Origin of the sequence: Pseudomonas sp. Irchel s3f10 (assembly GCF_900187515.1) — a bacterium.
GTDB lineage: Bacteria > Pseudomonadota > Gammaproteobacteria > Pseudomonadales > Pseudomonadaceae > Aquipseudomonas > Aquipseudomonas tensinigenes.
The window spans coordinates 1-13,129 of the sequence record NZ_FYDZ01000003.1 but is presented as its reverse complement, the minus strand read 5'-3'; the positions used below and the strand labels follow the sequence as shown (position 1 = coordinate 13,129).

The 13,129-nt window shown below is 58.3% G+C and carries 12 protein-coding genes; 2 read left to right on the top strand and 10 right to left on the bottom strand.

Going from position 1 to position 13,129, the window contains the following annotated elements; translation table 11 throughout:
* Positions 1 to 6: 6 nt before the first annotated feature.
* The 10 genes from CKW17_RS09175 to CKW17_RS09130 form a co-directional block, all read right to left on the bottom strand.
* Positions 7 to 1,968: a DUF4105 domain-containing protein gene (locus CKW17_RS09175; protein ID WP_095119613.1), complete on the bottom strand. Its 1,962-nt coding sequence runs from the start codon at positions 1,966 to 1,968 to the stop codon at positions 7 to 9.
* Positions 1,965 to 2,285, bottom strand: coding sequence for a DUF2388 domain-containing protein (locus CKW17_RS09170; RefSeq protein ID WP_095119612.1), 321 nt, complete (start codon positions 2,283 to 2,285; stop codon positions 1,965 to 1,967). The genes CKW17_RS09175 and CKW17_RS09170 overlap by 4 nt, the downstream gene beginning before the upstream one ends.
* Positions 2,286 to 2,328: 43 nt before the next feature.
* A complete protein-coding gene (locus tag CKW17_RS09165; RefSeq protein WP_095119611.1) occupies positions 2,329 to 2,646 on the bottom strand; it encodes a DUF2388 domain-containing protein in 318 nt (105 codons plus the stop codon).
* Positions 2,647 to 2,753: 107 nt separating this feature from the next.
* Positions 2,754 to 3,071 (bottom strand): DUF2388 domain-containing protein, encoded by a 318-nt coding sequence (locus CKW17_RS09160; RefSeq protein ID WP_007911658.1) that lies wholly within the window; start codon positions 3,069 to 3,071, stop codon positions 2,754 to 2,756.
* 375 nt (positions 3,072 to 3,446) lie between these two features.
* Positions 3,447 to 3,662, bottom strand: coding sequence for a DUF1127 domain-containing protein (locus tag CKW17_RS09155; RefSeq protein ID WP_007911656.1), 216 nt, complete (start codon positions 3,660 to 3,662; stop codon positions 3,447 to 3,449).
* A gap of 322 nt (positions 3,663 to 3,984) precedes the next feature.
* The gene (locus CKW17_RS09150; protein WP_095119610.1) at positions 3,985 to 5,478 is read right to left on the bottom strand and encodes an acetyl-CoA hydrolase/transferase family protein; all 1,494 of its coding nucleotides are present in this window, start codon (positions 5,476 to 5,478) and stop codon (positions 3,985 to 3,987) included.
* Positions 5,479 to 5,693: 215 nt separating this feature from the next.
* Entirely contained in the window at positions 5,694 to 7,127 is a 1,434-nt protein-coding gene (locus CKW17_RS09145) for an NAD(P)(+) transhydrogenase (Re/Si-specific) subunit beta (protein WP_007911651.1), read from the bottom strand.
* Positions 7,127 to 7,447 carry an NAD(P) transhydrogenase subunit alpha gene (locus CKW17_RS09140; protein ID WP_003187417.1) on the bottom strand — a complete coding sequence of 107 codons (321 nt, stop codon included), beginning with the start codon at positions 7,445 to 7,447 and terminating at the stop codon, positions 7,127 to 7,129. The genes CKW17_RS09145 and CKW17_RS09140 overlap by 1 nt, the downstream gene beginning before the upstream one ends.
* Before the next feature lie 15 nt (positions 7,448 to 7,462).
* Positions 7,463 to 8,584 (bottom strand): Re/Si-specific NAD(P)(+) transhydrogenase subunit alpha, encoded by a 1,122-nt coding sequence (locus CKW17_RS09135; protein ID WP_095119609.1) that lies wholly within the window; start codon positions 8,582 to 8,584, stop codon positions 7,463 to 7,465.
* Positions 8,585 to 9,018: 434 nt separating this feature from the next.
* On the bottom strand, positions 9,019 to 9,918 hold the full coding sequence (locus tag CKW17_RS09130; protein ID WP_095119896.1) for a LysR family transcriptional regulator: 900 nt from the start codon (positions 9,916 to 9,918) through the stop codon (positions 9,019 to 9,021).
* Positions 9,919 to 10,076: 158 nt separating this feature from the next.
* On the opposite strand from CKW17_RS09130, the gene CKW17_RS09125 reads away from it, so the two are divergent.
* Positions 10,077 to 11,258, top strand: a complete 1,182-nt coding sequence (locus tag CKW17_RS09125; RefSeq protein ID WP_007953903.1) for an acyl-CoA dehydrogenase — start codon at positions 10,077 to 10,079, stop codon at positions 11,256 to 11,258.
* A 13-nt stretch (positions 11,259 to 11,271) separates the two neighbouring features.
* Entirely contained in the window at positions 11,272 to 12,492 is a 1,221-nt protein-coding gene (locus tag CKW17_RS09120; protein WP_095119608.1) for a CaiB/BaiF CoA-transferase family protein, read from the top strand.
* Positions 12,493 to 13,129 lie beyond the last annotated feature (637 nt).

Below are 13,129 nucleotides of genomic sequence, written 5' to 3'. Positions count from 1 at the left end.
TTTTTTTCAGGGCAGCTCCAGTCCGCCGGAGGCCTTGTGCAGTTTGCGCAGATGCGCGCCAATCTGCTTCACATTCTCCTCACTGGCCGCAATCTCCGCGGCCCGCTTCGGCTCCAGCAACTTGCGTACTTCGGCGTCCAGATCACCGGACAGTGCCAGCAGCTTCTTCTGCCGCTGGCTGCTCTCCGCTTCGAGTCGACTGAACTCGGTCGGCTGCGGCAATCCGTAACCCTTGGAATCGAGCAATTCTGCCGGACGGCTAAGGAACCCGCTGTTGGCGAGAATTTCCTGCAAGGTCGCGTTGGCCTTGTCCATGCCGCCGTTTTCCAGCTCGCGCGCACCGAGGTAACGCTGCTTGACCTCGTCTTGTGCCAGCAGCAATTGGCGGCGATAACTCGCCTGCTCCAGCAACAACAACGCGGCGCTGGTGCGCAGATCCGCACGCTCGAACCACTCACGCCGTTCTTCGGCTGTCAGCGAAAGCCATTCTTCAACGGTGTTCTGCTTGATCGGTAATTGCTTCTTCAGCACATCGAACATCGCCTGATAGCGATCGCGGAACGAGTCGAAGCGGTAACCCAGACGCAACGCTTCTTTCGGATCATCCAATACGCTGGTATCGGCGAGGCCGCGTCCCTTGAGCACTTCCAGCAAACCGTTGGGCATGATGCTGTCGAGGCCGATGAGCTGCGCGTTGTTGCTGCCGCTGCGCAACAGTTTCAAACCTTCCACTGCACAGTTGTTGGAGAGGAAGAAGTAGTTGCCGTCATAGCTCCAGTGCATCTCGGCCGCATGCTCGACTACGCCTTCGATCTCGTCGCGTGACAGGTTCAGCGGCACGGAAGCGAGGCTGCGCAGTTCGGTCTTGGTGTATTCGTCGATGACCTGCGCAAGCGGCAGCACGAACAGCCGCGACGGGTATTTGCCGACCAGTCCGTCCCAGCTCGACAGCTGCACGTCACCGACAAAGGCGCGGTAGGACAACACCAGATGCTGGTCCAGATCGAGTCGGCAATCCGGCCCGCGCGGGCGGCCCGGCGCGCAAATCACCAGACGCAACATGCTGTGGCCCCAGCGGCTGACCCAGTTCTGATTGGCCTCGGCCAGCAGATAGTCGACGGCGTAGACCCGTTCCGGATCGACCTGCCCCAAGGGTTGCTTGGCGAAGTCGTTGCCGGCATTGAGGAAGGAGAAGGTTTTGCTGCAGGCGTCCTTGGCCGGAGGAGCCCAGCCGAAGTGCTCCTGGTAATAGCGATACAGCGCCGGGCGGCGGCAGGCGTAGCTCGGGTCGAGGAGGAAATACTCCATGTTGACCGCGACGAACTCCTTGGGGCTGGAGATTTCGTACAGGTCCGGGCTGCGCGCGATTTGCCGGTTGTGTTGTTCGCGTTCACCACGACGACCGACGTATTGCTGCCAACCGGCGAGGTCGAGCAGGCGCGGATCATCGCTGAGGGTGAAGCGCCGGCCGTTCTGGCCACGGCATTCATCGGGGATGCCGATCAGCCCGGCGCTGTTGAACCGTCGAGTGCAACGCTGGATCAGCGTGCGCTCGGCACTCGGCCACAGGCGCGCGCGATCATAAATATGGGTGATTTCATGCAGCACCGTGGCGAGCAGTTCCTGACGCACAGTGCCGTGGGGGCGATTGGTTTTTTCTTTGGCCGCACTACCGTCAGTCAGGCTGGCGAGCAGTTTGCGATTCAGGTCGAGTTCGGCGACCAGGGTGGCTTGGCCATAGGCGTTGCTCGGCATGTCGTCGGTCCAGCCGACATCGATGCGCCGATCCAGCCGCTCGATAAAGCTCGGCGGCAGCTTTTGCATCGCCTCATCGATCAGCGCCTGGCTGGCCTGTTGTTGGGCGGGGCTCAGGCCGTCGGTCTTGAGCCGCAGTTGCAGGCCGGCGTGGGCGCTGTTGCCAAGCAGCAACAACGCCCCGGCCAGCAGCCAGGTGCCGAGTGACTTCACAGTGCGAGGATGGCTTCGGCGAGAACCTGATCACTGGCGTCGCGCGCTTCCGGCACGCGAGTGCGCAAGGTATTGAACGCGGCTTCCAGGTGTGCGCCACGGATATCGCCATTGGACGCTACGAAACTGGCAGCGTCGTCGTGGGCTTCGCGGATGATTTTCGAATCGCGAATCGACGTGGTGGTGTCGGAAGTGAAATCGATGGTGCGCTGGGAGGCACGAACGATGATGTTACTGGTGGCTACCAGGGTGTGCGCCTGGGCCACGTCGGCCAACAAAAACAGGCCAAGGGCGGCAGCAATCAGCGGGCTACGCATGGAACGACTCCGAAGGGGCAAGGATAACGGGGATACGGGATAACTATTGGACGAGAATTGCCTCTGCCAGTTCAAGGTCGCTGACATGAAGTTTCGGCCGGGTTTTGCGCAGGTAATGCAGCGCGGATTCCAGACGAGCACCTCGCCATTCACCGTCACTGGCAACAAATGCGGCCGCGTCATCATGGGCGGCGAGCAGCAGTTTACGGTCGAAAGGCGCGGAAGACACCATGCTGGTGGCGTAACCACTGACGACGGTGCCTTGGGTCGACGCGTTGAAAGCATCAAAGGCATTGACCGGCGTCGTCCAGCAGGCGGTGAACAATACGGAGGGAATCAGTAGATTTGGAAGAAAGCGCATCGGACTCGGTAATTTTTGGTGAGCCCAAAGGCTAGCGCAATGCCCGGGCCAGAGCCAGCGCCGAAACATCGGGACACGACGGGCGTGTCCCGATTGGTACCTGGCGCTTAGATCGTCAGGATGGCCTGAGCCAGTTGTGCGTCTGTGGCTTGCAGCTGTGGCGCCTGGTGACGGATGTGATCCAGCGCGCTTTCCAGTTTCACCCCACGGATTTCGCCTTCGCTGGCCACGAAGCTGGCAGCGTCGTCGCGGGCGGCAAGAACAATCTTGTCGTCTCGGAACGACGAGGTGACGTCGGATGTAGCGTCGGACGAGGACTTCAGAGCGCCGACAACGGCGTCGGTGGTCACGATGAAGCTGGTGGCGCTGGCGTTGGCGGCCACGGCCAGCAGGGCGGCGGCGCTGAGCAAACGAAGACGGGACATGATGTAACTCCTGTGGATAAACCGTAGAGAGAGGTGGCTCGGTATCTGAGGAGTCAGACGCCAGTGACACAGCATTCGCCACGTTCTGCATGGATATTAGGCGCAGAACCCGATACCTAACCAGCATCCAGACGAAAAACTGTAGGAGCTGCCGAAGGCTGCGATCTTTTGCTTTGGATTTTCAAGATCAAAAGATCGCAGCCTTCGGCAGCTCCTACAATTGTAATGGTCTTATTTCGAATAATGTAAACTGTACTGGTATGGCTTTTTAAGAGCCCAAAACGACAAAACCCGTCGTGGTTTCCCACGACGGGTTTTGCTTGTTCAATTCGGGTTGCTGGCGGTGGGTCTAACGACCAGAGCCAGCGACGCTACTTAGCGCCAGAACGGCTTGCTCAGCTCTTCGTAGCGTTGTGCTTCGCTGATACCGGCGTCAGCCAGCAAACGCGAATCCAGACGAGCCAGTTGATGGCGGCTGGAGATGCGGCGCTGCCACAGCATCAGGTTGGCGATAACGCGCAGAGGCAGGGAAGCCTGGGTGTTTACAGCTTTGTCTTCGAAGAACAGTTCGGAACTGAGTGTACGTTCCATGGTTGACATCCTTCCGCTTGTGGCGGGATCAGGTAGTGGTTTGACTGGTGCCCATGATCCTCTCGTTTGCCAAGTCTCTCTAGATACAGTTCAACTGTATTGTGAGTGACCAGTTAACTGTTTAAAGATGGTGTACGGGTCAAAAATGCGCAAACTGTACCTGTCAGCACTAAATCGGTGCATTTCTGCTCGAATCACTCGGAAAGGTAGGCAAAGTCTGTAGGAAATGACCAGTACAGCAGTACAGTTTTTGTCGGGGAGGGAGGCTTGAGAAAGTCCGCCGACGCAAACTGTGTTTGCGTCGGCGGTTTATCTGTGTGGATCAGACCGCGAGCATGCGCCCGGTTTCTTCCAGGTTGATGTGCCAGCTCAACGCTTCACGCAGGATGTGCGGGGTGTGGCCACCGATTGCACAGGCCTTCGTGAAGTAATCATTCAGCGCCTGACGGAAGTCCGGGTGCACACAGTTATCGATGATCACTCGTGCACGCTCCCGTGGCGCCAGGCCGCGAAGGTCCGCCAGGCCCACCTCGGTCACCAGAATGTCGACGTCATGCTCGGTATGGTCAACGTGGCTGACCATCGGCACCACGCTGGAAATCGCGCCGCCCTTGGCGATTGACTTGGTCACGAACACCGCCAGATGCGCGTTGCGCGCGAAGTCACCGGAACCGCCGATGCCGTTCATCATCCGCGTGCCGCAGACGTGGGTGGAGTTGACGTTGCCGTAAATGTCGAACTCCAGCGCCGTGTTGATGCCGATGATGCCCAACCGACGAACCACTTCCGGGTGGTTGGAGATCTCCTGCGGCCGCAGCACCAGTTTGTCCTTGTACTTCTCCAGATTGCCGAACACGTCGCTGTTGCGGCGTTCCGACAGGGTGATCGAGCTGCCCGACGCAAAGCTCAGCTTGCCGGCGTCGATCAGATCGAAGGTCGAATCCTGCAGCACTTCGGAGTACATGGTCAGGTCTTCAAACGGCGAATCGATCAGACCGCACATCACCGCGTTGGCAATGTTGCCGATCCCCGCCTGCAACGGGCCGAGCTTGTTGGTCATGCGCCCGGCGTCGACTTCCTGCTTGAAGAAGGTTATCAGGTGATCGGCGATGGCGTTGGTGTCGACGTCTGGCGACGACACGGTAGACGGCGAGTCCGCCTGCTGGGTGATAACGATGGCGACGATCTTCTCCGGCGGAATCGGAATCGCCGTGCTACCGATGCGGTCGTCGACTTTCACCAGCGGGATCGGCGTGCGCGTCGGGCGGTACGTCGGGATATAGATGTCGTGCAGGCCTTCGAGGTTGGCGTTGTGCGCCAGATTGATCTCGACGATCACCTGTTTGGCGAAAATCGCGAAGCTCGCCGAGTTGCCCACTGAAGTGGTCGGCACGATGTGGCCTTGCTCGGTGATGGCTACAGCTTCGATGACCGCAATGTCCGGCAGCTTCAGTTGCTGGTTGCGCAGTTGCTCGACGGTTTCCGACAGATGCTGGTCGATGAACATGACTTGGCCGGCGTTGATGGCTTTGCGCAAGGTGCTGTCGACCTGGAATGGCATGCGTCGTGACAGCACGCCGGCCTCAGTCAATTGCTTGTCGAGGTCGTTGCCCAGACTGGCGCCGGTCATCAGGCTGATCTTCAGCGGCGTGACCTTGGCACGCTCGGCCAGTGCGTGAGGGACAGCCTTGGCTTCGCCGGCGCGGGTGAAACCGCTCATGCCGACGGTCATGCCATCCTCAATCAGAGCAGCAGCGTCGGCGGCGCTCATCACTTTATCCAACAACGAAGGCAGGCGAATACGGTCACGGTACATGGATTATTATCTCGGGCAACGAGTAGCAGGATGCGCAGTCTAGTGAATTTGACGGGCGCCTGTCCCGCTACCAAGGTCGCAAACGAGGCGTCTATTTAGCGGGTTTGAAGTAAAACACCGTTACTGGATCTGCAACAACGTGGCAAATTGTCCGACGTTTTGCGCAAACAAAAACGCCCCGACGAGTCGGGGCGTTCGCTATTGCAGCGCGGGTATTACTCGACCGCTTTGACCATGTCTTCGATGACTTTCTTCGCGTCGCCGAACACCATCATGGTCTTGTCCAGGTAGAACAGTTCGTTGTCCAAACCGGCATAGCCGCTGGCCATCGAGCGCTTGTTGACGATGATGGTCTTGGCCTTGAACGCCTCGAGAATCGGCATGCCGGCAATCGGCGACTTCGGATCGTTCTTCGCGGCCGGGTTGACCACGTCGTTCGCGCCGAGCACCAGCACCACGTCGGCCTGGCCGAACTCGGAGTTGATGTCTTCCATCTCGAACACCTGATCGTAAGGCACTTCGGCCTCGGCGAGCAGAACGTTCATGTGTCCCGGCATACGGCCGGCAACCGGGTGGATCGCATACTTCACGGTCACGCCACGGTGAGTCAGCTTCTCGGTCAATTCCTTCAGCGCATGCTGCGCACGCGCTACTGCCAAGCCGTAACCCGGCACGATGATCACGGTGTCGGCGTTGGTCAGCAGGAAAGTCGCGTCATCAGCCGAACCGGATTTCACTGGACGGGCTTCTTTCGCACCGGCAGGACCTGCATCGGCCGTATTGCCGAAACCACCGAGCAGTACATTAAAGAAGGAGCGGTTCATCGCCTTGCACATGATGTACGAGAGGATCGCACCGCTCGAACCCACCAGGGAACCGGCAATGATCAGCATCGAGTTGTTCAGCGAGAAGCCAATACCCGCCGCCGCCCAGCCCGAGTAGCTATTGAGCATCGACACCACAACTGGCATGTCGGCGCCGCCGATCGGGATGATGATCAGCACACCCATCACGAACGCCAGCGCCAGCATCAGCGCGAACGCAGTGAGGTTGCCGGTGAACATGAAGGTCAGGCCCAGTGCCAACGTCGCCAGACCCAGCACTGCGTTGAGCTTGTGCTGCCCGGCAAATTGTACCGGTGCGCCTTGAAACAGGCGGAACTTGTACTTGCCCGACAGCTTGCCGAACGCAATCACCGAACCGGAGAAGGTGATTGCACCGATGGCGGCGCCGAGGAACAGCTCCAGACGGTTGCCAGCCGGAATCGAGTCGCCCAGCTGTTTAACGATACCCAGCGATTGCGGCTCAACAACTGCGGCGATCGCGATGAACACCGCTGCCAGACCGATCATGCTGTGCATGAAGGCGACCAGTTCCGGCATCTTGGTCATTTCAACGCGTTTGGCCATGATCGAACCGGCGGTGCCGCCGACCAGCAGACCGACGATGACGTAACCGATGCCGGCAGTGGCCAGCTCAGCCCCGAGTTTATAGATGAGGCCGACAGTGGTCAGGATCGCCAACGCCATGCCGAGCATGCCGAACAGGTTGCCGCGCCGCGAAGTAGTCGGGTGCGACAGGCCTTTGAGGGCCTGGATAAAACAGATCGACGCGATCAGGTAGAGCGTCGTGACGAGATTCATGCTCATTACTTCGGCGCCTCTTCTTTTACTTTCGGGGCTTTCTTCTTGAACATCTCAAGCATGCGGCGGGTGACCAGGAAGCCACCGAACACGTTGACCGCAGCCAGTGCCACGGCGAGGGTGCCCATGGTTTTGCCCAGCGGCGTGACGGTCAGTGCGGCGGCAAGCATGGCGCCGACGATCACGATCGCCGAAATGGCGTTGGTGACCGCCATCAATGGCGTGTGCAGCGCAGGTGTAACGTTCCAGACCACGTGGTAACCGACATAAATCGCCAGCACGAAGATGATCAGGTTGTAGATACCGGGGGAGATAAGCTCTTCCATCGTCTGAATCCCTGCTTAGGCGTTTTTGCGGATGACTTGGCCGTCGCGGCACATCAGGCACGCGGCGACGATATCGTCTTCGAGGTTGACGTCGAACTGGCCTTCTTTGGTGAACACCAGCTTGAGGAAGTCCAGCAGGTTGCGCGCGTACAGTGCCGAGGCGTCTGCAGCGACTTCACCGGCCAGATTGGTCGGGCCGCAAATGGTCACGCCATTCTCGATCACGACCTGATCAGCCACGGTCAGCGGGCAGTTGCCACCCTGAGCAGCGGCGAGGTCGATGACCACCGAACCCGGTTTCATCTGCGCCACCGTCTCCGCGCTCAACAGCGTCGGTGCCTTGCGGCCCGGAATCAACGCGGTGGTGATGACGATGTCAGCCTGCTTCGCGCGCTCGTGCACGGCCTGCGCCTGACGCTGCATCCAGCTCGCCGGCATTGGCCGCGCGTAACCACCGACACCGACGGCGCATTCGCGCTCTTCATCGGTCTCGTACGGCACGTCGACGAACTTGGCGCCGAGGGATTCGATCTGCTCTTTCACCGCCGGACGTACGTCAGACGCTTCGATCACCGCACCCAGACGTTTCGCCGTGGCAATCGCCTGCAACCCGGCCACACCGGCGCCGAGAATCAGCACGCGCGCCGCTTTCACGGTGCCCGCAGCCGTCATCAGCATCGGCATGAAGCGTGGGTAGTGGTGAGCGGCCAGCAACACAGCCTTATAGCCGGCAATGTTCGCCTGCGATGACAAAACATCGAGACTCTGCGCGCGCGAGGTGCGCGGCGCCGCTTCGAGGGCGAACGCGGTAATCCCGCACTCGGCCATCTTCGCGATGGTTTCGTTGTTGAACGGGTTGAGCATGCCGACCAGCACCGTACCGCGCTTGATCAGCGTCAGTTCGGCATCGCTCGGGGCGACCACTTTGAGAATCAGCTCGGCGCCAAACGCGTCATTGGCACTGCCAATGGTTGCGCCTGCCGCTTCATAGGCACTGTCGACCACACTGGCTTTTACGCCGGCGCCGGTTTGCACAGTGACCTTATGGCCTTGGCTGATCAGCTTTTTAATGGTTTCCGGGGTTGCAGCAACCCGTGTTTCACCGGTCTGGGTTTCGAGAGGAACACCAATGTGCACGTCAAATCTCCTGCGTGATCTTATTGAGTAAACCCATGCACTACGGATGGTGCGACTGGGGCGGCCGATCAGCACGATCCCGCCAAATCAGGGCGGGGCGCGGCATTTTGCAGGCGAACTTTATGCCCTTCAAGGGATTATGACTGGTGACGGAAAATTAACTACAAGTCATGCCGTGACCGAATGTCGCAGATGGCCAGCTGAATCCCTTGCAGGCCGTGCCTTGCAAGGATTCTGGCCGATTATGGAAAAATTTCTCATCGGTGACGTGAATAGGCATCAATGCGTCGCCGATGGAGGCTCAAAGCCACGTCGTCAGGCGCTTGTGGGACGTCTGTACGACTTTCGGATACAGTCTGTTGAATTGCGACAATTAGTTATATCTGTAGGGCTTTGCATTTCCTGACTACGGGGTTAATTATCTTTGTAAGCCTTTATCCTTCTAGGTTGTAGCTCTGCGCCTGGTTTACCAACCAGTCACGAAATGCCCTGAGTGATGCTGATTCGACCTTTCGCTCCGGAATCATCAAGTAATAGGCCTTGATGCTGGAGAGGGCCTGCGGGTTGGCAATCACCAGACGCTTCTCTGCAAGTTCGCGCTGAATCAGGAACGGTGGAATCAGCGCGATCCCCATGTCGTGCATGGCCGCTTGGGCGAGCATGGAGAATAGCTCGTAGCGGGGACCTGTCATGTCGCGGGGGATATTCAGGTGTTGCGAGTTGAACCATTGGCGCCAGGCGTAGGGGCGGGTGGTCTGCTGCAAAAGCGGTAGCTCGGCAATCTCGTCGGCTGTCAGATGAGTCTTGTCACCGAGTAGGGCCGGGCTGCACACCGGCATCGGATTCTCGCCCATCAGTCTGTGGGATTCGGTACCCGACCAGTCGGCATCGCCAAAGTAGATCGCAGCATCGAACTCGGTATCGGCAAACAGGAAAGGGCGGGTGCGGTTGGTCAGGTTGACGGTGACTTCCGGGTGTTTGAGTTGGAAATCCTTGAGTCGCGGTAGCAGCCATTGCGTGCCAAAGGTTGGCACCACCGCCAGTTCGATCACGTTGGTGCCTTGCTGGCCCATCACTGAAAGCGTGTCGCGCTCAACCGCATCGAGTTGCGTGGCGACTCGGCGGCTGTAGGAAAGTCCCGCCTCGGTCAGTTTCACGCCCCGCCGCGAGCGTCGGAACAGTTCCACACTGAGGAACTCTTCAAGGCTGGCAATCTGTCGGCAAATCGCGCCCTGGGTGAGGGAAAGTTCTTCAGCGGCGCGGGTAAAGCTCTCGTGACGCGCGGCGGCCTCGAAACTGATCAGTGCTGTGGTGCTGGGGATCTTCCTGCGCATGTACATCAACCTCACTAATGCGCCGCATAAAAGGCATTTCGCGACGTTTCGGAGTGAGAAATTAGCACAACAGAATGCGAAATCCTCGTTTGCCGCGACGGCGAACCGCGCCTAGGATCAATGCCACGTTAATTCACCCGATTTGCGAGGACACACTCATGGGCGGTAAAGCTAGCTTCAACTGGATCGATCCCCTGCTGCTGGATCAACAGCTCACCGAAGAAGAGCGCATGATCCGCGACACCGCCGAGCAGTTCGCTCAACAGAGCCTCGCTCCGCGTGTTCTTGAAGCCTTCCGTCATGAGAAAACTGACCCGGCGATCTTTCGCGAGATGGGCGAAGTCGGCCTGTTGGGCGCGACCATCCCTGAACAGTACGGTGGCAGCGGCCTCAACTATGTCAGCTATGGTCTGATTGCCCGTGAAGTCGAGCGGGTCGATTCCGGCTACCGCTCGATGATGAGCGTGCAGTCGTCGCTGGTAATGGTGCCGATCAATGAATTCGGTACCGAAGCACAGAAACAGAAATACCTGCCGAAGCTGGCTTCCGGTGAATGGATCGGCTGCTTCGGCCTGACCGAGCCAAACCACGGTTCCGATCCGGGCGCGATGATTACCCGTGCACGTAAAGTCGACGGCGGCTACAGCCTGACCGGCGCGAAGATGTGGATCACCAACAGCCCGATCGCTGATGTGTTCGTGGTCTGGGCCAAAGACGATGCTGGCGACATTCGCGGTTTTGTATTGGAGAAAGGCTGGAAAGGCCTGAGTGCTCCGGCCATCCACGGTAAGGTTGGCCTCCGTGCCTCGATCACCGGCGAAATCGTTATGGATAACGTGTTCGTGCCGGAAGAGAACATCTTCCCGGACGTGCGCGGTCTGAAAGGCCCGTTCACCTGCCTCAACTCCGCACGCTATGGCATCTCTTGGGGCGCACTGGGCGCTGCCGAGTTTTGCTGGCACACCGCCCGCCAGTACACCCTGGATCGTCAGCAGTTCGGTCGCCCATTGGCCGCTACACAGTTGATCCAGAAGAAACTGGCCGACATGCAGACCGAAATCACTTTGGCGCTGCAAGGTTGTCTGCGTCTGGGTCGCATGAAGGATGAAGGTACCGCGGCTGTCGAAATCACCTCGATCATGAAACGCAACTCGTGCGGCAAGTCGTTGGATATCGCTCGTATGGCGCGCGACATGCTCGGCGGTAACGGCATTTCCGATGAGTTCGGTGTTGCCCGCCATTTGGTCAACCTTGAAGTGGTGAATACCTATGAAGGCACTCACGACGTCCACGCGCTGATCCTCGGGCGTGCGCAAACTGGTCTGCAGGCGTTCTATTAATAGGAGAGCGACCATGGGCGCGCTGTCGTATCTGCGGGTACTGGATTTATCGCGAGTGTTGGCCGGGCCGTGGGCCGGGCAGATCCTCGCCGACCTTGGCGCCGAGGTGATCAAGGTCGAGCGTCCCGGCAATGGTGACGACACTCGCGCCTGGGGGCCGCCCTTCCTTAAAGACGCTTATGGCGAGAATACGTCGGAAGCGGCTTATTACCTGTCGGCGAACCGCAACAAACAATCGGTGACTATCGACTTCACCCGCCCCGAGGGGCAGAGGCTGGTACGCGAACTGGCGATGAAGTCGGACATCCTCATAGAGAACTTCAAGGTGGGTGGTCTGGCGGCTTATGGGCTGGACTATGAGTCACTGAGGGCGATCAATCCGAACCTGATCTATTGCTCGATTACTGGCTTTGGTCAGACTGGGCCGTATGCCAAACGCGCCGGCTACGACTTCATGATCCAGGGGTTGGGTGGACTGATGAGTCTCACCGGTCGGCCTGAGGGTGATGAGGGGGCCGGGCCGGTGAAGGTCGGTGTGGCGTTGACGGACATTCTTACCGGGTTGTATTCGACGGTAGCGATTCTGGCTGCGCTGGCCCATCGTGATCACGATGGCGGTGGACAGCACATTGATATGGCTTTGCTGGATGTACAGGTTGCGTGTCTGGCTAACCAGGCGATGAATTATTTGACCACGGGCAATGCACCTAAACGTCTGGGTAATGCGCATCCGAACATCGTGCCTTATCAGGACTTTCCTACGGCTGACGGCGATTTCATTCTTACCGTGGGTAATGACGGGCAGTTCCGCAAGTTTGCCGAAGTGGCGGGGCAGCCGCAGTGGGCTGATGATCCACGCTTTGCTACCAATAAGCTGCGAGTGGCGAACCGGGCGGTACTGATTCCTTTGATTCGTCAGGCGACGGTGTTCAAGACTACCGCTGAATGGGTGGCTCAACTGGAGCAGGCCGGCGTACCGTGCGGGCCGATCAATGATCTGTCGCAGGTGTTCGAGGATCCTCAGGTAAAGGCGCGTGGGCTGGCGATAGAGCTGCCGCATGCGTTGGCGGGGATGGTGCCTCAGGTGGCGAGCCCGATTCGTATGTCGCAGACACCGGTCGAGTATCGTCGTGCGCCTCCTTTGCTAGGTGAGCATACGCTGGATGTTTTACAACGGGTGCTTGGGATGGGGGCTGGTGCAGTGGCCGACTTGAAGGCGGCCGGGGTGTTGTGACCATTCCTTCTATATAGAAGGGTTCTTTCCTCCTATATGGAAGGGGTTGGATGTTTTTTAGCCAATCTGCAAGTGATTGAAAGAAAACTGAAATTAACGGTTGACGGCAGATTTCAGATGTCTATAATTCGCCCCACTTCCGGCGCAGTCGAAACGGAAAACTCCTTGAGATTCAATGAGTTGTGTAGGTTTCGGCAGTGAGTTGCTTCAGTTTATCGAAGCCAAAAGGAAGTTGAAAAAGAGGTGTTGACAGCAGCGTGTAACGCTGTAGAATTCGCCTCCCGCTGACGAGAGATCGGAAGCGCAAGTGGTTGAAGTTGTTGAAGAATTCTTCGAAAGCTTCTGAAAATAATCACTTGACAGCAAATGAGGCTGCTGTAGAATGCGCGCCTCGGTTGAGACGAAAGATCTTAACCAACCGCTCTTTAACAACTGAATCAAGCAATTCGTGTGGGTGCTTGTGGAGTCAGACTGATAGTCAACAAGATTATCAGCATCACAAGTTACTCCGCGAGAAATCAAAGATGTAACCAACGATTGCTGAGCCAAGTTTAGGGTTTCTTAAAAACCCAAAGATGTTTGAACTGAAGAGTTTGATCATGGCTCAGATTGAACGCTGGCGGCAGGCCTAACACAT

Excerpts from the sequence above, each read along its gene's own strand:
- CKW17_RS09145 (WP_007911651.1), bottom strand. The coding sequence starts at position 7,127 with ATGAGCATGAATCTCGTCACGACGCTCTACCTGATCGCGTCGATCTGT.
- CKW17_RS09160 (WP_007911658.1), bottom strand. The coding sequence starts at position 3,071 with ATGTCCCGTCTTCGTTTGCTCAGCGCCGCCGCCCTGCTGGCCGTGGCC.
- CKW17_RS09165 (WP_095119611.1), bottom strand. The coding sequence starts at position 2,646 with ATGCGCTTTCTTCCAAATCTACTGATTCCCTCCGTATTGTTCACCGCC.
- CKW17_RS09150 (WP_095119610.1), bottom strand. The coding sequence starts at position 5,478 with ATGTACCGTGACCGTATTCGCCTGCCTTCGTTGTTGGATAAAGTGATG.
- CKW17_RS09130 (WP_095119896.1), bottom strand. The coding sequence starts at position 9,918 with ATGCGCAGGAAGATCCCCAGCACCACAGCACTGATCAGTTTCGAGGCC.
- CKW17_RS09140 (WP_003187417.1), bottom strand. The coding sequence starts at position 7,447 with ATGGAAGAGCTTATCTCCCCCGGTATCTACAACCTGATCATCTTCGTG.
- CKW17_RS09155 (WP_007911656.1), bottom strand. The coding sequence starts at position 3,662 with ATGGAACGTACACTCAGTTCCGAACTGTTCTTCGAAGACAAAGCTGTA.
- CKW17_RS09170 (WP_095119612.1), bottom strand. The coding sequence starts at position 2,285 with ATGCGTAGCCCGCTGATTGCTGCCGCCCTTGGCCTGTTTTTGTTGGCC.
- CKW17_RS09120 (WP_095119608.1), top strand. The coding sequence starts at position 11,272 with ATGGGCGCGCTGTCGTATCTGCGGGTACTGGATTTATCGCGAGTGTTG.
- CKW17_RS09125 (WP_007953903.1), top strand. The coding sequence starts at position 10,077 with ATGGGCGGTAAAGCTAGCTTCAACTGGATCGATCCCCTGCTGCTGGAT.